Source organism: Kineococcus xinjiangensis (assembly GCF_002934625.1).
GTDB classification, from domain to species: domain Bacteria; phylum Actinomycetota; class Actinomycetes; order Actinomycetales; family Kineococcaceae; genus Kineococcus_A; species Kineococcus_A xinjiangensis.
Window position 1 is genome coordinate 16108 of sequence record NZ_PTJD01000010.1, and the last position, 25189, is coordinate 41296.

Here is a 25189-nt window from a genome sequence, read left to right on the forward strand (position 1 = left end):
TCCCCGGGCAGGCGGCGCGGTCCCGGGAGCCGCCTCAGGACCGGATGACCCCCTCGCGGGGATCCCACCGCCACTCCAGGTCGCCCAGTTGCGAGCGCGCGGCGCACAGCCCCTCGTGGCCGGCCTCCAGCGGGCACTCGACCCGGAAGCCGTCGACGCCCGCCTTCACGTCCCCCTCCAGCCACGCCTGCTGCGACCGCTGCGCCGCGGAGGAGTCCAGCAGGCCCTCCTGCACGCCGGGCGCCAGTCCGGCCCCGAAGGCGCGCAGCGTCCGCAGCGCCGCGACCACCTCCGCGACCGGCCCGCCGGGGACCTCCGCGACCCACCGGCTGGACCGGCAGGAGCGTCCCGAGGCAGCGGCGTCGAGCACCACCGGGTGCCCGTCGGGAGCGCGGTGCGTGGCCGTCACCGTGGTGCCGGCGGCCCAGCCGCCCCGGGCGGAGCGCACCAGCTCGTCGAAGGACGAGGCGACGTCCACGACCTGCCCGCGCTGCCGCTTGACGTAGTAGCGCGGGTAGCCCTCGAAGCCCTCGACCCCCGCCGTCGGGGGGTCGGGAGCACCCGCCGCCGCGAACCGGCGCTGGTGCCGCGTCCGCTGGTCCTGGACCGGGTCCCACCTCCGCACCCCCCGAGCATGGCACCCGGTCCCGGCCGCCGCCGCACGACCGGCGGGCGGCGCGGACCTGACCTACGCTGCGAAGGCGTGCCGCAGGCGTCACCGCGCCCGACGCGGGCCCTGCGCGCGTCCGGAGGAGGGCGCACGGTCATCGACGACCGACATGGCGCGCACCGTCACAGCACGAGGGAGCACGCCATGGCTCGCAGCGCCGCATCGATCGTCGAGGGCATCTACGAGGACGTCCTGCGGCGCAACCCCGCCGAGGAGGAGTTCCACCAGGCGGTCCGGGAGGTCCTGGATTCCCTGGCGCCGGTCCTGGAACGCCACCCCGAGTACGCCGAGCTGAAGACGATCGAGCGCATCTGCGAGCCGGAGCGGCAGATCATCTTCCGGGTGCCGTGGACCGACGACCACGGCGAGGTCCACATCAACCGCGGGTTCCGGGTGGAGTTCAACTCCGCCCTCGGCCCCTACAAGGGCGGGTTGCGGTTCCACCCCTCGGTCTACCTGGGCATCGTCAAGTTCCTCGGCTTCGAGCAGATCTTCAAGAACGCCTTGACCGGGCTGCCGATCGGCGGGGGCAAGGGCGGGGCCGACTTCGACCCGAAGGGCCGTTCCGACGCGGAGGTCATGCGGTTCTGCCAGTCGTTCATGACGGAGCTCTACCGGCACCTGGGGGAGCACACCGACGTGCCCGCCGGTGACATCGGTGTCGGGAGCCGCGAGATCGGCTACCTCTTCGGGCAGTACAAGCGCATCACGAACCGCTACGAGTCCGGCGTCCTCACCGGCAAGGGCCTCGGCTGGGGTGGCGCCCGGGTCCGCACGGAGGCCACCGGCTACGGCGCCGCCTTCTTCGCCTCGGAGATGCTCAGCGCCCGCGGAACCTCCCTGGAGGGTCGCACCGTGGTCGTGTCCGGTTCCGGCAACGTGGCGCTGTACGCCGTGGAGAAGGCGTCCCAGCTCGGCGCCCGCGTCATCGCCTGCTCCGACTCCGGTGGGTTCGTCGTCGACGAGGCGGGTCTCGACCTCGAGGTGCTCAAGCAGGTCAAGGAGGTGGAACGGGGACGGCTCAGCAGCTACGCCGAGCGGGTTCCCTCCGCCCGCCACAGCACCACCGGGTCCGTCTGGGAGGTCCCCTGCGAGGTGGCGATCCCCTCGGCGACCCAGAACGAACTCGACGGCGACGACGCCGCGCGCCTGGTGCGCAACGGCTGCATCGCCGTGTCCGAGGGAGCGAACATGCCCTGCACGCCGGAGGCGGTGGAGGTCTTCCGCGAGGCGGGTGCGGCCTTCGGTCCCGGCAAGGCGGCCAACGCAGGCGGAGTGGCCACGTCGGCTCTGGAGATGCAGCAGAACGCCTCGCGGGACAGCTGGACCTTCGAGCACACCGAGGCCCGGCTGCAGCAGATCATGCACGACATCCACGCCTGCTGCGCGCAGGCGGCCGAGGAGTACGGATCTCCCGGTGACCTCGTGCTCGGCGCCAACATCTCCGGCTTCACCAGGGTGGCCCACGCGATGCACGCCCACGGGATCATCTGATCGGTGACCGCGGCCGGCGAGCCCGGTCCCGATCGGCCCCGATCGCGCAGCCGACGTACGGCGGGAAGTGGCCGACGGCTCGTCGTGCACCCCCGTCGCGGGGCGCCGTTCCCGGTGCGCGTCGCCTTCTGAACGGGGTGGCCGACGCGCCACCGGGCCCGCTCAGCGCCGCGGCACGTCCTCGCCGTCGACGGGGGAGGGGGACAGGTCCTCCCCGGCGATGCCGCCCGTCCCCGTGGACAGGAGGGTGTGCTCGCCGCCCGTGCTCCACTCCGCGATCAGCAGGGTGGCGTCGTCCTGCAGGACCCCGCCCTGGTGGTCGAGGACGTCGTGGCTGATGCGGCGCAACGTCTCCGGGGTGGGCAGGCGGGCGGAGGCGGAGCGTTCCAGGTGCTCGACGAGGCGGTCGAGCCCGAAGAACTCCCCGTCGCGGCCCCGGGCCTCGGTGATGCCGTCGGTGTAGCAGACGATCCAGTCGCCCGGTTCGAGGGCCTCCTCGGCGACGGGGGCGTGCCCGTCGCCGAGGCCGAAGAGGATGCGCACGCCGCCGCTGAGTTCCTTCACGACCCTGCCCTCGCGCATGAGCAGCGGCGCGGGGTGGCCGGCGTTGAGGTAGCGCAACCGCCCCGTGGGCAGGTCTAGTTCTGCCAGGACGCCGGTGGCGAAGCGCTCGCCGTTGCTGTGCGCACCGACGTGCTCGTCCATGGCGGCGGCGCTGCCGGTGAGGTCGTGGCCCTGCCGGCGGCGGTTGCGGTAGGCGGACAGGGCCACCGCGGCGAGCACGGTGCCCCGCAGGTCGTGCCCGGTGGCGTCCAGCACGGCGAGGTGGGCGGTGTCGTCGACGACGCTGTAGTCGAAGGCGTCGGCCGCCACGTCGTAGCAGGGCTGCAGGAACCCGGAGAGCACCAGGCCGTCGCAGGCGAACGTCAGCGGCGGCAGCAGCTGCTGCAGCAGTTCCGAGGCCACCGTGCGCTCGCGGCGGCGCTTCAGCCGGTCCAGGGCGTCGCCGTAGGGGCGCTTGGCGGCGATCAGGTGCCCCGTCAGGTGGCCCAGCAGCCGGCACCGCTCGGCGTCGGTCGCGTCGTCGAGGTCGATGCCGCCGGGCGCGCTCACCTCGAGGACGCCGAGGCGGTCGGCGCCGTCCACCACGGGGATCCAGACCCCGCGCCCCTCGCCGGAGGCGGTCACGGGCTGCACCGTCCGGAAGCAGCGCCCCGCCAGGGTGGTGTCGACGGCCTGCGGCCGGCAGGGGTGCATCCCCATCGGCGGTGCCGGGACGAGCAGTCGCTGCTCGTAGTCGACGACGTGCAGGACCGCTGTCCACCCCAGCGTCCGCGCCGACTCCAGCACGACCTCGGGCAGCTGCCCCGGGGTGGCCAGGTGGACGCGGTCGAGGAACGTCCGCACCATCGCCAGCGTCAGCTCGTCGGCACCGGGCACCATGGGCCGACCGTAGCGGCGCGGGCTGCTCCGGCACCCGCGAACGGACCGGGGCGCCCACCGCCACGCGGCGCTCAGGAACCCGCGGGCGCCCCCACGGGCGTCGCCGAGGGCACCTGCTGCCGGCTGCGCAGCAGGTCGGTGATCGCGTCGGCCGGCTGCGGCCGCGCCCACAGGTAGCCCTGCGCCTGCGGGTACCCCAGCTCCACCAGGGCCCGCTGCTGCTCAGCGGTCTCCACGCCCTCGGCGAGCACCCGCACCCCGAGGGCAGCGCCCAGGTCGGCGACCGCGCGCAGGATCGGCGCGTCGGTCACGAACGACCTGTCCGCCTTGAGCTTGCCCACCTGGAAGCGGCGCAGCTGCGCGAGGGAGGAGTAGCCGCTGCCGAAGTCGTCCACCGCCAGCTCCACCCCCGCCTCGTGCAGGGCGCGCAGGTTGGCGCTGCTGACCTCGTTGGCCTCCAGCAGGACGCCCTCGGTGACCTCCAGGCAGAGGTGCTGCGGGCTGACGCGGGTCTGGGCCAGCAGGCGCTGCACCTCGGCGGCGAATCCGGGGCGCTGGAGCTGGACGGGGGAGACGTTGACCGCGACCTCGAAGGCCGGGTGCAGGCTCTGCCACCACGCGGTGTGCTCCAGGGCGGTGCGCAGCACCGTGCGCCCGAGGGTGTGGATGAGGTCGGAGTCCTCGGCGATGGCGATGAACTCCTCCGGCGGCACCGCCCCGTAGCGCTCGCAGTTCCAGCGGGCCAGGGCCTCCACCCCGAGGACGTGGCCGCTGGCGGGGTCCACGACGGGCTGGAACGCCACCGAGAGCGCCCCGGAGCCGCTCTCCACGTCGTGGCGGAGCTGGTTCTCCAGGTCGAGGTGGCGCTGGGCGTCGCGGCCCATGCTCTCGTCGAAGAGCTCCGTGTGCCCGCGCCCGCGCGCCTTCGCCTTGTACATCGCCGCGTCCGCCTCGCGCAGCACGGCGCCGAGGTCGCTGTCGCCGTCGCGGCCGCGGGCGAAGGCGATGCCCGTGCTGGCGGTCACGTGGACCTCCTGCGCCTCGTCGCCGGGCTCCGTCCCGCCGATGAGGAAGGGGGCGCGCAGGACCTCCCGCAGGTGGGTGGCGACGACGAGGGCGTCGCGCGGTTCGTGGACGTCCTGCACGATCACCGCGAACTCGTCGCCGCCGAGGCGGGCGAGGGTGTCGCTGGCGCGCATCGCTCCCCGCAGGCGCCGGGCGATGGCGACGAGCAGCTCGTCGCCGCAGCGGTGGCCGCGGCTGTCGTTGACGAGCTTGAAGCGGTCGACGTCGATGAGCAGCACGGCGACGTCGGTGCCGAAGCGGTGGGTGCGGGCGACGGCCGCGGCGAGGCGGTCGGCGTAGAGGGTGCGGTTGGGCAGCCCTGTCAGGGCGTCGTGCAGGGACTGCTCCTGCGCGCGGGCCTCGCTGGCCGCGAGCGCCCGGGACAGGTGGATCGTGGAGTACGCGGCCACCAGCACCGCGACCCCGAACATCACCGGCATCCACAGGGCGGGCAGGCCGGCGGTGCGGACCGGAAGGCCCATCAGCGCTCCGGCGCCGCCGAGCATCACCCCGAGCACGAGGAGCATCGGCCGCCGCGGCAGGGCGGCGCAGATGAAGGGCACCCGCAGCAGGCAGTGCGCGATGAGCGCCGCGTGCGCGAACGGCACCAGGGAGAACGCGAGCACGAGCTCGGCGATGTCGAGCAGCAGCAGGACCGGCAGGGTCCACCGGTGCCGGCGCCGCCCGCGCGTGGCCAGCAGCCAGGCGGCCGCGCCCGCCCGCCCGAGCAGGCCGACCGCGGCGACGGCGTGGAAGGCGGGCGGCGCGGGCGTCGCGAGCGACGTCAGGCCGAAGAGGACGGTCACCAGGAAGATGACCGCCAGGACCGAGTCGGGCACCGCCCGCACCCCTGCCCTGCTGAGGACCGCGGAGCTGGTGGGCTCCGGTCGGCGTGCTGCAGCCACGTCGTCCGCCTCCTGGTGGGGTCCGGCCGCTTCTGCGGAGAACCGGTGAGCCGTCGGTCGCCCGGCGGCCCTCCAGCATCACCTGATGACAGGCGGTTGTCACGCGATTGCACACAGTTAGTTGAGAGTTTGTCGGCCTCGCGTCCCCCTGGGACGGCGCACACCGGCCGACCGTCACGCCGCGTGTCGGCGCCGGTCAGGAACTGCTCCATCCGGGGGACTCAAGTTCTCGCGGCACCCGCCGATGGAGGAGGTGGTCGACCGACGACCGCACGTGAGCGGAACAGCAGGTGGGGATGAGCGCAGGAGCGGGCGAGGCAGGGCACGAGGAGGGGCGTCAGCCGGGGACGGACCGCGTCTCCGACCCCACCCGCCTGGCGGCGCTCGCGGCCACCGGCCTCGTCCCCCGCCCGCAGACCCCCGGCGCCCCGGGCGTCGGTCCGGGCTGGGCGCCCGCCCTCGACCGGCTCACCGGCCTCGCCTCCCGGCTGCTCGGCGCCCCGGTGACCCTGGTCTCCCTCGTCGACGCCGACCGGCAGTGCTTCGTCAGCGAGGTCGGACTCACCGGGTCCCTGGCCGAGGAGCGCGGCACGCCCCTGACGCACTCCTACTGCCGCCACGTCGTGGACACCGGTGAGACCCTCGTGGCGCCCGACGCGCGGGAGCACCCCCTGCTGCGGGGCAACCCCGCCATCGCCGACTACGACGCGATCGCCTACCTCGGCGTCCCCGTGCGCACCCCGGGCGGCCAGGTCCTCGGCTCGCTGTGCGCCCTCGACACCGAACCCCGGAACTGGACCGCCGCCGACGTCGCGCTGCTGGAGGACCTCGCCGCCGCCGCGTCCTCGGAGATCGCCGCCCGGCTGGCCGCACAGGAGGCCCTCGAAGCCGCCACCCGCACGCAGCGGATCCTCGAAACCACCCAGGACGCCTTCATCTCCCTCGACGGCGCGGGCCGGATCACCGGCTGGAACCGGGCTGCGGAAGCCCTGTTCGGCTGGAACGAGGTGGAGGCGCTGGGGCACGCCCTCGACGAGCTGATCATCCCCGCGCGCTTCGGAGCCTGCCACGCGCAGGGCCTCGCCCGGGCCGTGGCCGCGGGCGCCTCCGCGCTCTCCGGGCGGCTGCTCGAACTCAGCGCCGTGCACCGGGGCGGGCGGGAGTTCCCCGTCGAGCTGGCGATGACCGCCATGGAGGGGGCCGGTGGGCTCACCTTCCACGCCTTCCTCCGCGACATCAGCGCCCGCAAGCGCAGCCAGCAGCTCCGCGACGTCGAGCACGACGTCTCCCAGGTCCTGCTGTCCGCACGCTCCGTGCTCGAGGCCGCCGACGCCGTGGTCCGCTGCGTCGGCGAGGGCCTCGACTGGCACTACGTCGAGCACTGGCAGCTCGACCCTGCGCGCGGCCGCCTCGTCCGCCTCGCCGGCTGGTCCGGCGACCCCGCCGTCGCCGCCGGGATGGGTGCCGTCGCCGACTGCAGCCTCGACGAGGGCGTCCTCGGGAGCGTCCTCGCCGAGGGGGGAGCCCAGTGGGTCACCGAGCCCGGCGCGGTGGCCTGCCGGCGCTCCGCCCGCACCGAGGCCCTGGGCCTGCGCACCTGCGTGGCCATCCCCGTCCGCAACGGCGAGGACGTCGACGGCGTCCTGGTGCTCTTCGACCGCCGTCGCCACGCCGAGCGCGACACCGAGCTGCTGGCCTCGCTGGAGGCGCTCAGCGGCCACATCGGGCAGTTCGTGCACCGCCGCCGCGCCCAGGACCTGAACCGCGAGCTCGCGCGCACCCGGCGCGACTTCGACCGCGCCATCGCCAACGTCACCGACCACCTCTGGACCGTGCAGGTCCTGCCCGACGGCCGGCTGGAGCGCGTCTACTCCAGCCCCAGCGGGCGGCACGTCCACGGCGGGGAACTGCCCGCTGACGCCGACGTCCTCACCGCGCTGACGCGCAACCTGCACGAGGACGACACGGCCGCGTTCGCCGCCTTCCATCGCGCGGTGGCCGTGGAGGGGCGGCGTGCGGAGGTCGAGTGCCGGGTCCGCGGCGTGGACGGCCGCGTCCGCTGGATCTGGTTCCGCGCCGCACCCCGGCACGAGGGGGAGGAGCACTACGTCGACGGGGTCAGCACCGACATCACCGGGCGCCGGGAGGCGGAGCACGCCCTGCGGCAGCAGGCGGCGCTCCTGGAACTGGCACCCGCGGCGATCATCGTGCGCGACCTCGCCAGCCGGGCCACGTACTGGAACCGGGCGGCGCAGGAGATGTACGGCTGGGAGGCGTCCTCCGCGCTCGGCTGCGTCACACACCGGCTGCTGGACACGGTGTTCCCGGTCAGCCGGCGGGCCGTCGACGAGGCGCTGGAGGCCGCCGGGCGCTGGGAGGGAGAACTCGACCACCTGCGCGCGGACGGCACCCGCATCACCGTCCTCAGCCGCCAGGCGATCCAGCGCGGTCCGGACGGAGCCCCCGCGGCCATCCTGGAGTTCAACCTCGACGTCACCGACCGCAAGCGCACCGAGCAGGAGCTCGCCGACAACGAGCAGCGGCTGCGCACGCAGTTCTCCCTCGCGACCGTGGGCCAGGCGACGATGGGGCTCGACGGCGCGTTCGTGCAGCTCAACCCGGCCCTGGCCGCGATGCTCGGCTGCACCGTGGAGGACCTCCTGGGGCGCACGATGGACGAGGTGACCCACCCCGACGACCGGGCGGGCAACCGCCGCACGGCGGCACGGCTGTTCGCCGGTGACGAGGACTCCATCGAGCGCACGCAGCGCCTGCTGCACGCCGGCGGGCGCGCCGTGGACGCCACCATCGGGATGTCCCTCGTGCGCGACAGCGGAGGCCGTCCGCGCAGTTTCGTCGCCGTCGTCCAGGACGTCACCGCCCGCCTCGCCGCAGAACGCGAGCGCGACGCCGCCGCCGCGGAACTGGCGCAGCGCAACCGCGACCTGGAGTCCAGCAACACCCAGCTCGCCGCCGCCAACGTCCTCAAGCTCGACCTCATGGGAATGCTCTCCCACGAGATCGGCGGGCCGCTCACCACGATCTCCGGCTACGCGGAGATGCTCCTCGACGACCCCACCGCCCTCGACGAGGGCACCGGCGCGGGACTGCGCGCCATCCAGCGCGCGGCAGCGCGCGTCGCCGAGCTGCGCGAGGAGGTGCTCACCATGTGCACCCTGGACGCCGACCGCATGCACGCGAACCCCGAGCCCCTGCACGTGGCGCGAGCGCTCGCGGAGCTGCAGGCCGCACTGGAGACCGACGTTCCCGTCTCCTGCCCGGAGGGCCTGGAAGTGCTCGTGCACCCGGCCCACTTCCAGCAGGTCGTCACGAACTTCCTCTCCAACGCCGCCAAGTACGGTGGCGGGGCCATCGCCGTCACCGCCACCGTGCTCCCCGGCGAGCCGGGGCGGGCGCGCATCGAGGTCCACGACAACGGCCCCGGCGTCCCCGAGGAACTGCGGCCGCACCTGTTCGAGCGCTACACCCGGGCCAGCGCCACCCGCAGCGTGTCCGGCCACGGCCTCGGCCTCTACATCGTGAAGGGCCTCGCGGAGGCGAACGGCGGAACGGTGGACCACGCGCCGCGGATCCCCTCGGGCAGCACCTTCGCCGTCGAACTGCCGCTGGCCTGAGCGGAACCGGCCGGAGCGGGCCGAAGCGTGGGGGGCGTGGGTCGGGCGGGGACGTTCGGCCGCGACACGCCGGCGTGTCGCGTGCGGAACGTCCCCGCCCGAGTGGGGCCAGCTCGGGAGTTCAGGCGGGGGCCAGCACCAGCGACGCCGCCAGTCCCGTCATCACCACCGCGATGGAGCCGTCCAGGACCCGCCACGCCGACGGCCGCGCGAACACCGGCCGCAGCAGCCGCGCGCCGTAGCCGAGCGCGGAGAACCACACGACGCTGCCCACCGCCGCCCCCGCCGCGAACCACCACCGCTGCTCCCCGTGCGTCTGGGCGATCGAGCCGAGCAGGACGACGGTGTCGAGGTAGACGTGCGGGTTCAGCCACGTCAGCAGCAGGCAGGTGCCCACCGCGGAGGACAGCGGCACCCGCGCACCCGTGTCACCGGCGTCCAGCGCGGCCGGGCGCAGCGCGCGGCGGGCGGCCAGCACGGCGTACCAGACCAGGAACGCCGCGCCGCCGTAGCGGATGACCGGCAGCAGCCACGGGACCCGCTCCAGCACCGCCCCCGCACCGCCGACACCCGCGGCGATGAGGACCGCGTCGGAGACCGCGCACAGCGCCACCACCGCCGGCAGGTGCTCGCCGCGCAGGCCCTGGCGCAGCACGAAGGCGTTCTGCGCGCCGATCGCGACGATCAGGGACAGCCCGAGGCCGAGGCCGGAGAGGGTGGCGAGCAGCGCCGCGGAGAGGAGCACCCCTCGACGCTAGGCGCCGTCCCATCCTCACTCCAGCTCATGTTCCTTCCCGACCATTAGCGTTGCTGTTCGTGGACCTCGACCCCGGCCAGCTCCGCGCGCTCGACGTGGCGGTGTCCCAGGGCACCTTCGAAGCGGCGGCGCGGGCCCTGCACGTCACCCCCTCCGCCATCAGCCAGCGGATCCGCGCGCTCGAGATCGCCACCGGGCGCGTCCTGCTGGTCCGCACCAGGCCGGTGCAGGTCACCGACTCCGGCCGCGTCGTGCTGCGCCTCGCGCGGCAGGTGGCGCTGCTCGCGGCCGAGGCCGCCCGGGAGCTGGGCAGCGGACCCGGCGACGGCGAGGCCCCGCGGCAGCGGCCGTCCGTGCCGGTCGCCGTCAGCGCCGACTCCCTCGCCACCTGGATCCTGCCCGCCCTGGCGCCGCTCGCGGCGGACCTGGACCTGCACCTGCACCGGGAGGACCAGGACCGCACGACCGTGCTGCTGCGGGAGGGCTCGGTGATGGCCGCCGTCACCGCGGAGGCCGAGCCCGTCCCCGGCTGCCGCTCCGTGCGGCTGGGGGCCATGCGCTACCGGCCGATGGCGGCACCGGGGTTCGCGGCCCGCTGGTTCTCCGGCGGGGCGACGCCGCAGGCGCTGGCGGAGGCACCCGTCGTGGTCTTCGACCGCCACGACGACCTCCAGCACGGGTTCCTGCGCCGTCGCGCCGACCGCCCCTCCCCGGACGCGCCCGTGGAGCCGCCCGTGCACCTGGTGCCGTCCTCGGAGGGGTTCCTCACGGCGGTGCGCCTGGGCATGGGCTGGGGGATGCTGCCCGACCTGCAGAGCGCCCCGCACGAACGGGACGGCGAACTCGTCGACGTCGACCCGCGCGGCGGCGTGGACGTCGTCCTGCACTGGCAGCAGTGGAAGCTGCGCTCGCAGTCGCTGGACCGGGTGGCGGCGGCCGTGGGCGAGGCGGCCCGGCAGCGGCTGATCCAGTCCGGTGCCCGCGCTGCGCCGTCCGAGTGACCGGTGCTCAAGGTCGCCCGCGCGGACGCCGACGGAGGGACGTGGTGGACCGGTGGTGGGTGGCCTACGCGTCGGCGGCAGCCGTCGCGGCGCTCACCTACGCCCTCCTGCCGGCAGGTGCGGCCCGGGACGTGCTCTTCCTGTGCCTCGCCGCCCCCGTGGTCGCCGTGATCCTGGTGGGGGTGCGCCGCAACCGGCCGGTGCGGCCCGCGCCGTGGTACCTGATGGCGGCCGGGACGGTCCTGCTGGTCGCCGGTGACGCGATCTTCAGCTACCACGTGCGGGTCCTGGAGCAGGAGCCGTTCCCGTCGGCCGCGGACGTGGCGTACCTCGCCGCCTACCCCGTGCTGGCGGCGGCCTTCATGCTGCTCGTGCGGGGCCGGCAACCCGGACGCGACCGCGAGAGCCTCATCGACTCGAGCATCTTCACCATCAGCCTGGGCCTGCTCACCTGGGTGCTCGTGGTGCGCCCGACGGCCGCGGACTCGGAGCTGACGGCGCTGGAGCGCGGGGTCGCCCTCGCCTACCCGTTGATGGACGTCCTCCTCGTGGGCCTGCTCGTCCGGCTGCTCACCGGGCCCGGTGCCCGCACCGCCTCGTTCTGGATGCTCGCCGCCTCCGGCGCCCTGCTCCTCGCCGCCGACCTGGGCTTCCAGGTCTCGGAGCTGCACGGGGCCGAGGTGTTCCGCTGGACGGAGGTGCTCTTCGCCCTCTCCTACCTGGTGCTGGGGGCCGCCGCCCTCCACCCCTCCATGCGGCTGCTGTCCGAACCCGCGCCGGAGACGGCGGTCGTGTTCACCCGTCGCCGCCTGCTCGCGCTGACCGCGGCCAGCATGGTCGCCCCCGGCGTCCTCGGGGTGCAGCTCGCGCTCGGCGGAACCCTCGACGCGTGGGCGGTCGTCGTCAGCTCCGTGGCGCTCTTCGGCCTCGTCGTCCTGCGCATGAACGGTCTCCTCACCCGCGTCCAGGAGCAGGCCGGCGCGCTCGCCGCGATGGCCCGCACCGACGCGCTGACGGGCCTGCCGAACCGGCGCACCGCGGACGCGGAGCTGGAGCGCATGCGGGAGCGCGCGCAGGAGGAGGGCCGGCCGCTGGTGGTCGCGATGATCGACCTCGACCGGTTCAAGAGCTTCAACGACACCTTCGGGCACCAGGCCGGGGACAAGCTGCTCCGGGGGGCGGCCGCCGCGTGGAGGTCCGGCCTGAAGGGCAGCGGCATCGTGCTCTCCCGCTACGGCGGGGAGGAGTTCCAGGCCGTGGCGGTCGGGCGGACCCTCGGCGACGTCGAGCGGGCCCTGCAGGGCCTGCGCGGCACCACCCCGGCGGGGCAGACGTTCTCGGCGGGCGTCGCCGCCTGGGACGGCACCGAGAGCCTCGCCGCGCTCGTGCGCCGCGCGGACGTGGCCCTCTACGCCGCCAAGCGCGAGGGGCGGGACCGCGTCGTGGCCGCCGCGACCCCCAGGGTCCGGGTCGTGGCCTGACGTCCGTCGTGCCGCTGGAGTGCCGGCCGGGCACGACGGACGGCCGCGCCCGAGGGCCCGGCCGTCCGTGGTGCCTGCTGCAGCGTCGCCCGCCCGGGGCGCCTACTCGGAGATCGCGAGCTCGCGCACGTCCTCGGTGTCGTCGTCGGCGGCGGTGTCCTTCAGGATCAGGAAGAGCCCCGCGTACGGGCCCAGCCACACGCCGAAGCTCTGCAGGTCGTCCACCCAGCCGATCTCCGCGCCCGTGCTGGCGTCCACGACCGCCAGCCGCGGGGTGAACGCCTCCGAGTGCACGGTGCCCTCGATGGTCTCCCCGGTGAAGTTCAGCACCGTCACCTGGATCGGGGCGTCCTCGCGGCCGGCGTCGCCTTCGTCGAGGCGGTGCACCATCACGAGCATCCCCGGGTGCGCGACCGGGGGGACGTCGATCTGCGTGGCGCAGGCGATCCGGTGCTCCGTGCGGGTCTTGAGCACCGAGCGCAGGCCCGACGCGAAGGAGTTCTCCTGCTCCAGCTGCTTCGGCAGCGACCCGTACAGCACCCGCCCGCGCGGCATGCCCGACGCTGAGGCCGTCGCCTCCGGCGCGACGTCCATGAGGTCGTGCGCGCCGCGGTGGACCCAGCGGGTGTCGCCGCTCTCGATGAGGTCGCGCACCTGCTCCGCGGGGACGGGCAGCGCCCCCGCCAGGTCCCAGCCGGACAGGGCGAACACGCCGGGCTGCCAGGCGTTGAACATCGCCATCAGCAGGTGCGCCCGGCGGATGCCCTCGACGTGCTCCTCGCCGATCTCGTCCAGGGTCCGCAGCCCCTGGGTGGCGGCGATGACGGAGGCCGTGGTGCAGGCGATCCCGTTGGTGGTGAAGACCAGGTTGTAGTCGGCCGCCTCCCCGGTGAGGTGCTTGAGCAGGTCCGCGCGGATCGTCTCCGCCAGCGCGCCGCCCCGCACCTCCCGGCCGCGGAAGCGGAACGTGTCCTCGCTGTGCAGGGTCGCCCAGTGCACGAGCTCGTACGTCAGCTCGTCGTGGTTCTGCATCGCGTGCACCAGCGTCACCGGGTCCACGCCCGTCTCCCGCGACGTGCGCAGGGTCAGGCGGAGGAACTCCGTGTCGCCCGTGGCGAGGGCGTGGTGGTAGGCGGGGCGGTTCACGAAGTCGTAGGACAGGTCCGCACCCACCCGGCCGGTGTCGCGGATGTCCTCCATCGTCAGGTTCAGCTCCTGGAAGGTGAACCCGCCGACCTTGCGCACCATGCCGGCGATGACGTGGTTCGCCGCCTGCGACAGCGGGTGTCCCTCCGACCAGGCGGGCAGGCCCTCGGCGCTCTTCTCCACCCCGAGGAACCCGTTGGCGTCCAGCCGCAGCGCGTGCGTGCCCAGGTCGCCCAGGGAGTGCAGGGCGTCGCCGATCACCAGCCGCATCCCGGCGAACGTCGGGTCCAGCCAGTTGATGGAGGGCTGGCCCTGCTTGAAGTAGTGCAGGTACACCCAGCGGCGCACCTTCCCGTCGACACCCCGGACCGGGCCGGTGGCGCTCCAGTTCGTCTCCTTCACGCCGGGCGCGTAGAAGATGACGCGCTGCAGGGCGCCGATGATGTAGCCGTGCTCGGCCAGCTCGGCCTCGGTCGCGGCGTCGAGGTTGACCGCGTCACGGCCCGCCGGCACCTCGGGGAGCAGGTGCCAGTCCTCCTCCGGGATCTCCACCATGTGGTAGATGCCGGGGTAGTCCTCGTACGCCATCTCCGCGAGGCGGAAGTCCGCGCCCTTGCCGGTGTGGCCGGGGACGATGTCGTCGATGACGCTGCCGCCGTGGGCGTCGGCGACCTCGCACATCCGCCGGAACTCGTCCTCCGTGCCGAAGGCGGGGTCGATGTGCGTGCTGATGCGGTCGAAGTGCCCGTCGACGCTGGGCGTCTGCTCCCAGCCGGTGATGCCCCCGGCCAGCTTCACGGGGCCGGTGTGGATGGCGTCGATGCCGATGTTCTGGAACGCCTGCCACAGGTCCTCGTCCCCGATGGCCCCCAGGAAGGACTCACCGGGCCTCGTGATCAGCGAGATGGGGTAGGCGGTGAACCACACGGAGGCCGTGGACAGGGCGCGGCGGGCGTCGGGGCGGGCGTAGGGGTTGCGCCACATGCTCGCCTGCCCGGAGAGCTGCCGGCTGAGGACGTCGGCGTCGGCGAGCATCGACTGCCCCACCAGCCACTGCACGTAGGTGGGGTTGCCCCCGTCGGCGGTGCGCGGGTCCGTGGTCCGCCGGCCGCCGCCGCCCCTCAGCTGAGCGCGCGGGCGGAGACGCTGCGGGCGCCGCGGGTAGCGCGACTCGTCGTAGGTGATCTCCGGTGCGTCGTGCTCGACGACCTCGGTGCCGCCGTCGTCCTCGTTGCTCACAGGGGGATCCTCGCTGTTCCTCGCACGTCCACCCCCACTGGTCTAGCAGTGCGGGGGCCATCGGTCGCCTCGAAGTGGACCTCCGGACGGTATCGGGGAACCGGCCGGGCTGCCCCCGCGGCCCCTCGGGCGGCGGGTCTCGTGCGGGCCGTCCCGACGCGGGAGGATGCCGGCATGACCGGTGCGGGCGACGACCTCGGCGGTGACCCCGGGGGTGACCTCGGCGGTGACCTCGGGGGTGACCTCGGCGGTGAGTCCGTGTGCTGGCTGGAGCGCGTCTGCCCGGACTGCGGGCGCCTCCCCGACGAGCCGGACGGGGGAGCAGCCGGGGACCACGCCCCCGGCTGCAGCGCCCTGCGGAGCCGGGGCGGCTGAGGCGCTCCCGCCCCCGGGAGCGCCCCGCCGTCCCACCGCCCCCGCGGCGCGCATCGGCGCGGCGTCGCGGGGTAGTGCCCGGCAGGAGCGGCCGCCCGGCCGCGCACGGAGCGGAGGCGGCATGGGTTCGCAGTGGTGGGGCACGGACGGGGTCGGTTCGGACCGGCAGGCGCTCGCGCAGACGGTGCACGACCTCGGCTCGGCGCTGTGGTTCGGCGGCGCGGTGATGGGGATCGCGGGGGTGAACAAGTCCGGCGCAGACCTGTCCCAGGGCATCGACCGCATCAGGGTGGCGAGCTCGGCGTGGAGCCGGTTCGCGCCGGTGCAGTGGGCCGGGATCACGGCCGTCTTCGTCGCCGGGGCGAAGCTGACGGCGGGCAGCGCCGGTCGCTACGTCGTGCAGCAGGGCTATCCCAGCCTCGGCGCCGCGAAGGTGGCCGTCAGCGTCGCCGGCGCCGCCGCCACGGCCTTCGCCGCCTACAGCGGCATGAAGGTGGGGAGGGTCGCCGAGGAGCTGCACGCCCGCGGGCGGGACGTCGAGGTGAAGGACGCCTCGATCCCCACCGCCGGCACGCCCGCGGAGCTGGCCGTCTGGCAGCGGCGGCAACGCGCCTCGCAGTACCTCGTGCCCGTGTTCGCGGGCGCCAACATCGCCCTGAACTCCACGCTCGTGCAGTCCTACCGGGCGGGCACCACCGCCCGCGGCGCGCTGCGGCGGCTCCTGCCGGGCTGACGGCCCCGCGCCGTCGACGGATGCGGCACGACGAGGTCGCATCCGTCGACGAGCGGATCCCCGGGTTCACCCGCCGTCGAGCTCCTCCCGCAGCAGGTCGTAGCGGAGGAGGTCCTGCCGGCTGCCGTCGCGCAGGAGCTCCGCCTCGCGGTCCCGTCCCACCTCCCGCGCCCCGAGCCGCACCGCCACCGCCTGCGAGGCCGCGTTGCCCTCCGCCACCCGCACGAGGAGGCGGTGCAGGCCGAGACCCCCGGCCTCCCTGGAGGCCAGGGCGTGCCCCGCCGCCAGCCGCGCCGCGCGGGTCATCACCCCCCGTCCCCGCGCCGCCGGGTGGGTCCACCAGCCCAGCTCCGCGGCGCCCGCCCCGGCACCACGACCGGCGATCATCACGCTCACCGACGCCACGCAGCGGTCGTCCCCGTCCGCGACGCACCAGTAGACGCCCCCGCCCGCGGCGGCCTCCTCCTGCTGGAAGTCGAGGTACCACTCCGCGTGCGCCCGGGTGTACGGCGCCGGCAGGTGCGGCAGCCAGCGCCGGGTCCGGGGGTCGTCGCACGCCTCGACGACGCGCTCGGCGTCGTCCGCCCGCCACGGCCGCAGCCGCACGCCGTCCCCGTCGAGGACCGGCACGTCGAACCACGGCGAGGCCGGCTCCCTCGGGTCCTCCCGGCGCAGGGAGCCCACCCACGCGTCGTGCCGGCCGTCGCGCAGGACGCATCCGCCGCGCAGGACCCCCTCGACCCGGAAGCCGCAGGCCCACGCCACCCGGCGCGAGGCCCAGTTCCCCAGCCGGGCCCTCCAGTGGACCCCCTCCAGCCCGAGCTCGTCGAAGCCCCAGCCCAGCGCCGCCCGCACGGCTCGCACGGTCAGGCCCCGCCCGCGGAACCCGGCGCTGGTGGCGAACCCGAGCTCCGCCCATCCGCTGTCGTCGGGGCGCAGGTGCACCCGGCCCACGTAGCGGCCGTCGTGCTCCACCGCGAAGGACACCAGCGTGCCGTCGGCCCACCCCTGCTCCGCCCGGGCGAGGTGCTCCTCGGCCTCGGCCGCGCCGAAGGGGACGGCGACCCGGGTCCAGCGCTGCTCCTCCGGGTCCTGGCACTGCGCGACGAGCGCGTCCAGGTCCGCGGCGGTGTGCGGGCGCAGCAGCAGGTCCTGCCCGTCGGTGAGCCGGGGAGGCGCCGGGGCGCGGAGTGCGTGCGGACGTCCCATGGCGGTCGATCCTGGCGCACCGGCGAGCGGGCGGTCGAGGCGGTTTCCGCCGGGCCCTGCCGCACACGGACGCGGGCCCTGCTCCTCCGGGAAGGGGCAGGGCCCGCGGTGCGGGGAGAGCGGGTCAGTGCTTCCGGGCGGAACCCCTGTCGTCGCCGTTGTCCTGGTCGGCCAGGAACGAGGACACCCAGGACAGCGGGGCGTTCCAGTTGACCGTGATCTCGTTGGTCGACCAGGAGCCGATGTCGTCGATGAAGCAGAGCTGGGCCGCCGTCGCGCACTGCTCCTGCAGGTGCTTCAGGGCGATCGGGTCGCCGGTGGCCAGCGCGGTGGAGTTCGGCCCGCCGGAGACCGTGCCGGCCGGCGGGTTCGGCAGCGAGGGGTCGACCTGGTTCGCGTACATCCGGGAGTGCTGGTTGCGCACGTCCACGTCGCCGTAGCCGGTGATGTACGAGAGGTTCAGCGCGTTGCGGCCCAGGAGGTAGTCCATCGAGCGGACCACCGCGTCGCGGTAGCGCGTCTCACCGCTGAGGTCGAAGGCCGTCCCCAGCACCTGCATGTTGTTGAGGACCTGGGCGTTCGAGCCCCAGACGTAGTTCCCGTCCCCGGGGGCGTAGGCCTGCCCGAACGGCTGGGCGGCCTGGTCCGCGAGGTAGCGGTCGGCGGCTGCCAGCACCGACGCCCGCGCCCGGCGCAGCTCGGCGGTGTTGAGGCGGCTCGGGACGGTGGCGAGGTCCATCCGGGCCAGCGGCGCGACGTGGCCCCAGTCGAAGCCGCCCGGCCCGAACACGTCGGCGGTGTGCACGGGGGAGCGGAGGACGTCCTTGCGGAACTGCGGCTCACCGGTCGTCAGGTACAGCTCGACGGCGGCCCAGTAGAACTCGTCGGACACGTCGCGGTCGTTGTACGGGCCGCTGCCGGGGTTGGGGTCCAGGGCGCCGTCGGGAGCCGGGGCGTAGAGCGCGGGGTTGGCCTGCGCCGCGGCGTAGGCGGTGCGCGCCGCCGCCAGCAACCGCTGCGAGAACTCCTCGTCGTAGGGCGCGAACAGCCGGGCGCCCTGCGCGGCGGTCGCGGCGACGTTCAGGGTGGCGGCGGTGGAGGGCCGGTAGAGCACGCGCTCCTGCGGGTCGTCGGCCGGGGCGAGCGGCAGGCCCGTCCAGTCCACGTCGGCGACCTTGTGGAAGACCATGCCCTCCAGCGGCCGGCCCGGCTGGACCTGCATCTTCAGGAACCACTCCAGCTCCCAGCGCGCCTCGTCGAGCAGGTCGGGCACGCCGTTGCCGGCCTCGGGGATGCGCAGGGTGCCGTCACCCAGGGCGCCGCGGTCGGCGGTGGGGGCCGTGAGGCTGCGTTCGTACTCCTGCATCAGCTGCGCGACGGCGATGCCGCCGTTGACGACGTACTTGCCGTGGTCGCCGGCGTCGTACCAGCCGCCGGTGACGTCGCTGGTGTAGTCGCACGTCCAGGGCTCGTCACCCTGTCCGACCAGCAGCTCCTGCGAGTCGTCGTCGAGGCGCTGGCAGGGCACGGCGGTGTCGCCGGTGTTGGGCGCGACCCCGACGTGGCCGGCCTCGCGGCCGTAGCCGGGGACCAGGGCGTCGGAGATCGCGATGCCGCTGCGGTTGGTGTGGAAGAACGTCTTGGAGTCGTCGCGCAGGCGCTCGTAGGCGGCGGCGCCGATGTCGAACGGGTGGCTGGTCTCCCCGTCCGCGGTGAGCGTGAAGCCGGTGCCGGCGCTCCGGTGCCCGCCGAAGTCGATGGTGTGGACGTTGAGCGCCGCGGTGGGGTCGACGCCGCGCGGGGTGGTGGTGCCGGTGGCGACGACCCTTCCCGAGCCGTCCCGCAGCTGCCAGGGCAGCGCGGACGTGGAGTCGGTGACCAGCGTGGCGCCCTTGGGTCCCTGCGGGAGGTAGGTCTCCTGGTTGACGCGGACGCGCGGGCCGGTGTCCGGCTGGTACTGCGGCGCCTCGGCCCCGCCCTCGAGGACGACGTCGTCGACGCAGATCGTGTAGGCGACGGGGTTGGTGATGTCCTGCTGGATGGCGAGCTGGGCGGTCAGGGAGCGCGAGGCCGTGAAGAAGAACTCGTGCTCGCCGAAGGCCTCGGTGAACGTGGGCTTCTCCGCGGGCAGGAACTGCTCGTAGGAGCCGCCGTTCTCCTGGACCACGACGCGGACGGGGCCCTGGATCTGCGGGGTGCTGCGGGCGCGGAAGCTCAGCCGGTACTCCTCGCCGGCGACGAGGGGGACGTCCTGCTGGATCGCGGCGCTGTAGGGGCCGCTGCCCGCCGGCACGGTGTTGCAGCCCGCGCCGTCGAGGACGGAGGGGTTCGGGTAGATCGTCCATCCCGCGGTGCCATCGCTGAAGTCCCCGTTGGTGATCTGGTCCGCGGCGAGCGCCGGGGTGGGCGCGAGGACCAGGGCGGAGGGGACGAGCAGAGCGGTGGCCGCGGTGAGGGCGCCGGCGCGGCGCTTCCGGTGGTGGTTGAGCGGCACGTGGTTCCTCCTCGTTGAGAGCGCTCTCACGAGCGCTGGGAGGAAGCGTGCGTCGTCCGTGGCGGGATTGTCAATGTGAGCGTTCACCGATCGACGCCCGCCGGCACCCCTCCCGCTACAGGAGCGCGCCGCCGCGGCCGATGTCCTGTGAGGACCGCGAACCACCCAGGACGGAGGGACGACCCGTGTTCCTCTGGCAACCCTGGGCGCTGCTCCTCGCGGCCGCGTCCCTGGCCTCGCTCCTCGCCGCGCAGGCCACCTGGCGACGGCGCCACGAGACCTCCGCCGTGGCGGCGCTCTCGGTCGTGATGCTCGGCACCTGCCTGTGGTCCGGCGCCAAGGCCCTCGGCCTCAGCCTCGCCTCGATCGAGGCGCAGATCCTCATGGGCGTCGTCGCCTACCCCGGCATCTGCGCCGTCGTCCTCGGCTTCTTCTGCCTCGCCCGCGCCATGTGCGACCGGCGCTGGACCTGGCGGTGGAACCGCGACGGCCTCCTCGCCATCGCGTTCGTCGTCCTCTTCGCCCTCCTGGCGACGAACCGCTGGCACAACCTGGTCTCCAGCAACCGCCGCCTCGAGGGCGACCCGCCCAAGCTCCGGTACGACCCCGAGGTCCTCTTCTGGGTGCACACGCTCTACAGCTACGCGCTGCTGGCCTGCGCCCTCCTGCTCCTGCTGCGGGGCGCCCTGCGCGTCTCCCGCGCCCACCGCGCCCGCTTCGTCTGGCCCGTCATCGGCGGCCTGGTCCCCATCGCGGGAAACGTCCTGAACATCTTCGTCCTACCGGATCTGCCCGTGGACCCCGCACCCATCCTCTTCCTCATCACCGCCCTCATCTGCCTGTGGGCGCTGACCCGCTCCGTCACCCCCGACGTGCTGCCCATCGCGCTGCCGCAGGTCGTCGCCGCCATCGGCGACTGCGTGGCCGTCGTCGACCGGCGCGGGCGCATCCTCGAGGCCAACCCCGCCGCCGACGCCTTCCTCCGCCGCACGGCCCGGCGGCGCAGCGGGCCGCAGGCGGTCCCGGCGCGGCTGGAGGGCACCGTCCTGCAGGAGCTCACGGGGCCCCTCGGCTTCGAGTTCGACCCCTCCGCCCCGCAGGAGCGGACCCTCGACCTGCCCGACGACGGCGTCGTCCTCGACGTGCACACCTCCCCGCTGACGGACAACCGGGGCACCTGCATCGGCTGGGTCCTCGTCGCCCGCGACGTCACCGCCGCCCTGCGCCAGCAGCAGGAGGTGCTCGCCGCCAACGAGGCCCTGCGCGAGCAGCTCGACCTCGTGGAGCGGCTGCGCGCGGAGCTGGCCGAGCAGGCCGTCCGGGACCCCCTCACCGGCCTGTTCAACCGCCGCAAGCTCGTCGAGATGCTCCACCGCGAGGTGCCCGAGCGCCTCGCCGCGGGGGATCCGGTGAGCCTGCTGATGATGGACGTCGACAAGTTCAAGGGCGTCAACGACAACCACGGCCACGCCGTCGGCGACGCCGTCCTCATCGGGATGGGCCGCGCCCTGAGCGTCGGCATCTGCCCGCGCGAGCTGCTGGCCCGCTACGGCGGGGAGGAGTTCGTCATCGTCCTGCCCGGCGTCGGCGCCGCGGAGGCCAGGGAGCGGGCGGAGGAGTGGCGCGCGCGGTGCGCCCTCGTCGAGGTCGACGGCGCCGCCGGGACCAAGGTCTCCACCACCATGAGCATCGGCCTGGTGACCGCCACCGCGGGTTCGCCGGTGGAGGTCGAGCACCTCCTCGCCACCGCCGACGCCGCCCTCTACGAGGCCAAGGCGAGCGGCCGCGACCGCGTCGTCACCGGCCGCCTGCAGCCCGCCGCGGTGCAGCCGGCCGGGGCCTGACGACGCCTCCCCGGCGATCGCCCGACGGGGCGTCACGGACTACAGCACGGCCCCCCGCCCGTCGATGACCCAGCGAGGACCCCGCCCGGCGGGGCGCGACGGTGGGAAGGTGGTGCGCGATGCTGCAGTGGCAGCCGCTGGCCCTGCCCTTCGTCGCCGCCGCGATCGCCTCCCTCCTCGCCGCCCGCATGGTCTGGCGGCGCCGGCAGGAGACCCCGGCCATCGCGGCCCTCGTGGTGACCATGCTGGGCCTGGCGCAGTGGTCCGGCACGACCGCCATCGGGATGAGCGGCACGACCCTGCGGATGCAGGCGTTCTTCCTCGACGGGATCTACCCCGGCGTCTGCGCGGCGGTGGCCGGGATCTTCTGCCACGCCCAGGCCATGGCGGACCGCCGGTGGACGTGGAGCCCGCGCCGGTACTGGTGGCTGTTCGTCGAGCCCGTCTTCATCGTGGTCTCGGTCGCCACCAACCCCTGGCACCACCTGTTCCGCGACGGCTACCAGCTGGTCGGCGAGCCGGCGGGACTGCGCTCGATCCCCGGACCGCTGTTCTGGATCCACACCTACTACAGCTACGCCCTGCTGGGAGCCGCCGCGTTCCTGCTGCTGCGCGGGGCCTGGCGGGCATCCCCCGTGCACCGCCGCCGGTTCGTCTGGCCGGTCCTCGGCGGCCTCTTCCCCGCCGTCGGCAACGTCCTCAGCGTCTGGATCATGCCGCACGGGCGCAGCGTCGACCTGACGTCGATCTTCTTCCTCGCCACCGCAGGCGCCTTCTGGTGGGCGCTGCAGCGCTCCGCCCTCCCCGACGTGCTGCCCGTCGCCTTCGGCCACGTCGTGGAGACCATCGACGACGCCGTCCTCGTCGTGGACCGCCGCCACCGCATCGTCCAGCTCAACCCCGCCGCCGAGGCCCTCCTGCGCCGGGCCGTGCCCGACGCCCCGCGACAGCTCGTGGGGGAGGAGCTGCCCGAGCCGGTGGCGGAGCTGCGCCTGCCGCTGGACGAGGCCGGGCGCGGGCAGCGCGTGCTGCGGCTGGCCGCCGCGGAGGTCGACGTCGACGTGCGCACCGCCCCCCTCACCGACGCCCGGGGGATCTGCATCGGCTGGGTGCTCGTCGCCCGCGACGTCACCGAGTCGCTGCGGCTGCGCCGCGCGATGGAGCACCAGCAGGCGGAGCTGGAGCGGCAGCGGGCCGAGGCCGTCGCCGCGAACGGAGCGCTGCACCAGCAGCTGGAACTGGTGGAGCGGTTGCGTCGGGAGCTGGCCGAGCAGGCCACCCGCGACCCGCTGACCGGCCTGTTCAACCGCCGCAAGCTCGTCGACGTCCTCCAGCGCGAGGTGCCCGAGCGCCTCGCCGCGGGGGATCCGGTGAGCCTGCTGATGATGGACGTGGACCGGTTCAAGGGCGTCAACGACACCCACGGCCACGCCGTCGGCGACGCCGTGCTCATCCGGATGGCACAGGCCCTGTCGCCCGGCGTGCGCCCGCGCGAGCTGCTGGCCCGCTACGGCGGGGAGGAGTTCGTCATCGTTCTGCCCGGCGTCGGCGCCGCGGAGGCCAGGGAGCGGGCGGAGGAGTGGCGCGCACGCTGCGCCCTCGTCGAGGTCGACGGCGCCGCCGGGACCAAGGTCTCCACCACCATGAGCATCGGCCTGGTCACCGCCGACGGCGGCGCCGTGGTGCGCGTCGAGGAGCTGCTGGCCGCCGCCGACGCAGCCCTCTACGAGGCCAAGGCCGGCGGCCGCGACCGCGTCGTCACCGCCGGCCCCCGCTCCCGCGCGCAGCAGCCCGCCATCGCCTGAGGCGCACGGGCGCAACCCGTGTGACCCTGCTACAGGCCCGGGCCCCCGGTGCCGATGTGCCAGACGAGGTGGCCGGCGCGGCCACGACGCAACGCTGCCCCGGGCAGCGGGAAGGGAGGGGCGCGGTGCTCGTCTGGCAGCCCTGGGCGGTTCTGTTCCTCGCCTCGACCATCGGCTCACTGCTCGCCGCGCGCGTCATCTGGCGCCGCTGCGGCACCTCGCCCGCCGCCGTCGCCCTCGTCGTGCTCGTCCTGGGTGCCGCGATGTGGTCCGGGATGCGGGGCGTCGGGATGCTCTTCGGCAGCCTGGCGATCCAGTCCGTCTTCAGCGTCCTGATCTACCCCGGGGTCTGCGCCGTCGTCCTCGGCCTCTACTGCCACGCCCGGGCGCTCACCGACCGGCGCTGGACCTGGAACTGGCGCCGGCACTGGTGGCTGCTGATCGAGCCGGTCCTCTGCGTGGTCGTCGCGCTGACGAACTCCACCCACCAGCTCTTCCGCGTCGGCTACCGCCTCGAGGGCGACCCGCCGATCCTCGCCTCCGAGGGCGGGCCGCTCTTCCAGATCCACACCTACTACAGCTACGCGCTGCTGGGGGCGGCCTTCTTCGTCCTCCTGCGCGGGGCCTTCCGGGTCTCCGCCGCCCACCGCGTCCGGTTCGTGCTCCCCATCGTGGGCGGCCTGTTCCCCACCGTAGGCAACATCGTCAGCGTGATGATCATGCCGGAGCTGCCGGTCGACCTCACCTCCGTGCTCTTCCTCGCCACCGCCGCCATCTGCGCGTGGGCGATGTACAACTCCGCCCTGCCCGACGTGCTGCCCGTCGCGCTGAGCCAGGTCGTCGCCACCATCGGCGACGCCGTGCTCGTCGTCGACCGCAAGCAGCGCATCGTCGAGCTCAACCCCGCCGCCGACACCCTGCTGCGCTCCCTCGCCCCGCAGGCGCCCGCCAAGCTCGTCGGGACCTCCCTGCGCGACCTCGCCGACCCGATGGGGCCCAGCCCCCGCACCGCCGGCCCCGAGCAGCGGACCCTCGCCGTCGAGGAGCTCGACCTGCACCTCGACCTGCGCACCGCGCCGCTGACGGACTCCAAGGACGCCTGCATCGGCTGGGTGCTGGTCGCCCGCGACGTCACCGAGTCCCTGCGCCAGCGAGCGGAGCTGGAGCGCCAGCGCGCCGAGGCCGTCGCCGCCAGCGACGCCCTGCGCGAGCAGCTCGACCTCGTGGAGCGGCTGCGCCGGGAGCTGGCCGAGCAGGCCACCCGCGACCCGCTGACCGGGCTGTTCAACCGCCGGCGCATGGTGGAGTTCCTCTCCCGGGAGGTGCCCGACACCCTCGCCGCCGGCCGCCCCGTGAGCCTGCTCATGATGGACGTCGACAAGTTCAAGGGCGTCAACGACAACCACGGCCACGCCGTCGGCGACGCCATCCTCATCGGCATGGCGGCCGCGCTGTCCGAGGACCTGCGCGCCGGGGAGCTGCTGGCCCGCTTCGGCGGCGAGGAGTTCGTCCTCGTCATGCCGGGTGTCGGCCTGGAGGAGGCCCTCGCGCGCGCCGAGGTCTGGCGCGCCCGGTGCGCGCAGGTCGAGGTGGAGGGCGCCGGTGGGGCGACGGTGCGCACGACCATGAGCATGGGCGCCGCCGGGCTGCTGCCGGGCGCCCGGGTGCCCGACACCAACGGGCTGCTCGTCGCCGCCGACGGTGCGCTCTACGCCGCCAAGGCCGGTGGCCGCAACCGGGTGGTCTCCAGCGGTGTGCTCACCGAGCAGGTCGCCGCCGCGCACTGACGTCCTCGTCGTCCTCCCGCAGGGGCGGGACGGCGCACGCCCCGCCCCACTACCCTGCGCACGGCTGCACCCGCCGTGCGCGGGCCCCGGGCAGCTCCCACCTCAG

16 protein-coding genes are annotated in these 25189 nt (G+C 74.5%); 9 read left to right on the plus strand and 7 right to left on the minus strand.

Features of this window, described 5'->3' with window-relative positions; genetic code table 11:
• Positions 1 to 34 precede the first annotated feature (34 nt).
• Positions 35 to 625 (minus strand): hypothetical protein, encoded by a 591-nt coding sequence (locus CLV92_RS13960; protein ID WP_104433609.1) that lies wholly within the window; start codon positions 623 to 625, stop codon positions 35 to 37.
• A gap of 189 nt (positions 626 to 814) precedes the next feature.
• On the opposite strand from CLV92_RS13960, the gene gdhA reads away from it, so the two are divergent.
• A complete protein-coding gene (gdhA, locus tag CLV92_RS13965; protein ID WP_104433611.1) occupies positions 815 to 2164 on the plus strand; it encodes an NADP-specific glutamate dehydrogenase in 1350 nt (449 codons plus the stop codon).
• A gap of 162 nt (positions 2165 to 2326) precedes the next feature.
• Here the strand turns inward: gdhA and CLV92_RS13970 are convergent, their stop codons facing one another.
• Both CLV92_RS13970 and CLV92_RS13975 read right to left on the minus strand, forming a co-directional pair.
• Complete coding sequence (locus CLV92_RS13970) at positions 2327 to 3607, minus strand: PP2C family protein-serine/threonine phosphatase (protein WP_104433613.1); 1281 nt, start codon at positions 3605 to 3607, stop codon at positions 2327 to 2329.
• A gap of 71 nt (positions 3608 to 3678) precedes the next feature.
• Entirely contained in the window at positions 3679 to 5577 is a 1899-nt protein-coding gene (locus CLV92_RS13975) for a putative bifunctional diguanylate cyclase/phosphodiesterase (RefSeq protein WP_146099544.1), read from the minus strand.
• Between the two features lie 296 nt (positions 5578 to 5873).
• Here CLV92_RS13975 and CLV92_RS13980 point away from each other — a divergent pair, with 296 nt between their 5' ends.
• The gene (locus tag CLV92_RS13980) at positions 5874 to 9212 is read left to right on the plus strand and encodes a PAS domain S-box protein (protein ID WP_104433617.1); all 3339 of its coding nucleotides are present in this window, start codon (positions 5874 to 5876) and stop codon (positions 9210 to 9212) included.
• A gap of 121 nt (positions 9213 to 9333) precedes the next feature.
• Here CLV92_RS13980 and CLV92_RS13985 read toward each other — a convergent pair whose 3' ends face one another.
• Positions 9334 to 9957 carry a LysE/ArgO family amino acid transporter gene (locus CLV92_RS13985; protein WP_104433619.1) on the minus strand — a complete coding sequence of 208 codons (624 nt, stop codon included), beginning with the start codon at positions 9955 to 9957 and terminating at the stop codon, positions 9334 to 9336.
• 71 nt (positions 9958 to 10028) lie between these two features.
• Here CLV92_RS13985 and CLV92_RS13990 point away from each other — a divergent pair, with 71 nt between their 5' ends.
• Both CLV92_RS13990 and CLV92_RS13995 read left to right on the plus strand, forming a co-directional pair.
• Entirely contained in the window at positions 10029 to 10970 is a 942-nt protein-coding gene (locus tag CLV92_RS13990; protein ID WP_104433852.1) for a LysR family transcriptional regulator ArgP, read from the plus strand.
• Between the two features lie 44 nt (positions 10971 to 11014).
• Complete coding sequence (locus CLV92_RS13995) at positions 11015 to 12451, plus strand: GGDEF domain-containing protein (RefSeq protein WP_146099545.1); 1437 nt, start codon at positions 11015 to 11017, stop codon at positions 12449 to 12451.
• Between the two features lie 102 nt (positions 12452 to 12553).
• Here the strand turns inward: CLV92_RS13995 and treS are convergent, their stop codons facing one another.
• Positions 12554 to 14836, minus strand: a complete 2283-nt coding sequence (gene treS, locus CLV92_RS14000; protein ID WP_104433623.1) for a maltose alpha-D-glucosyltransferase — start codon at positions 14834 to 14836, stop codon at positions 12554 to 12556.
• 174 nt (positions 14837 to 15010) lie between these two features.
• Between treS and CLV92_RS14005 the strand changes: the two genes are divergently transcribed.
• Both CLV92_RS14005 and CLV92_RS14010 read left to right on the plus strand, forming a co-directional pair.
• Entirely contained in the window at positions 15011 to 15211 is a 201-nt protein-coding gene (locus tag CLV92_RS14005) for a hypothetical protein (RefSeq protein ID WP_104433625.1), read from the plus strand.
• 121 nt (positions 15212 to 15332) lie between these two features.
• On the plus strand, positions 15333 to 15944 hold the full coding sequence (locus CLV92_RS14010; protein WP_104433627.1) for a hypothetical protein: 612 nt from the start codon (positions 15333 to 15335) through the stop codon (positions 15942 to 15944).
• A gap of 66 nt (positions 15945 to 16010) precedes the next feature.
• On the opposite strand, the gene CLV92_RS14015 is transcribed toward CLV92_RS14010, so the two are convergent.
• Positions 16011 to 17153 (minus strand): GNAT family N-acetyltransferase, encoded by a 1143-nt coding sequence (locus CLV92_RS14015; protein ID WP_104433629.1) that lies wholly within the window; start codon positions 17151 to 17153, stop codon positions 16011 to 16013.
• A 124-nt stretch (positions 17154 to 17277) separates the two neighbouring features.
• Positions 17278 to 19647, minus strand: a complete 2370-nt coding sequence (locus CLV92_RS14020; RefSeq protein ID WP_104433631.1) for a glycoside hydrolase family 9 protein — start codon at positions 19645 to 19647, stop codon at positions 17278 to 17280.
• A 185-nt stretch (positions 19648 to 19832) separates the two neighbouring features.
• On the opposite strand from CLV92_RS14020, the gene CLV92_RS14025 reads away from it, so the two are divergent.
• From CLV92_RS14025 to CLV92_RS14035, 3 genes are all read left to right on the plus strand, one after another.
• The gene (locus CLV92_RS14025) at positions 19833 to 21491 is read left to right on the plus strand and encodes a diguanylate cyclase (RefSeq protein ID WP_158257247.1); all 1659 of its coding nucleotides are present in this window, start codon (positions 19833 to 19835) and stop codon (positions 21489 to 21491) included.
• 119 nt (positions 21492 to 21610) lie between these two features.
• Positions 21611 to 23296, plus strand: coding sequence for a histidine kinase N-terminal 7TM domain-containing protein (locus tag CLV92_RS14030; RefSeq protein ID WP_104433635.1), 1686 nt, complete (start codon positions 21611 to 21613; stop codon positions 23294 to 23296).
• 125 nt (positions 23297 to 23421) lie between these two features.
• Positions 23422 to 25083 (plus strand): histidine kinase N-terminal 7TM domain-containing diguanylate cyclase, encoded by a 1662-nt coding sequence (locus CLV92_RS14035; RefSeq protein WP_158257248.1) that lies wholly within the window; start codon positions 23422 to 23424, stop codon positions 25081 to 25083.
• Positions 25084 to 25189: the final 106 nt, after the last annotated feature.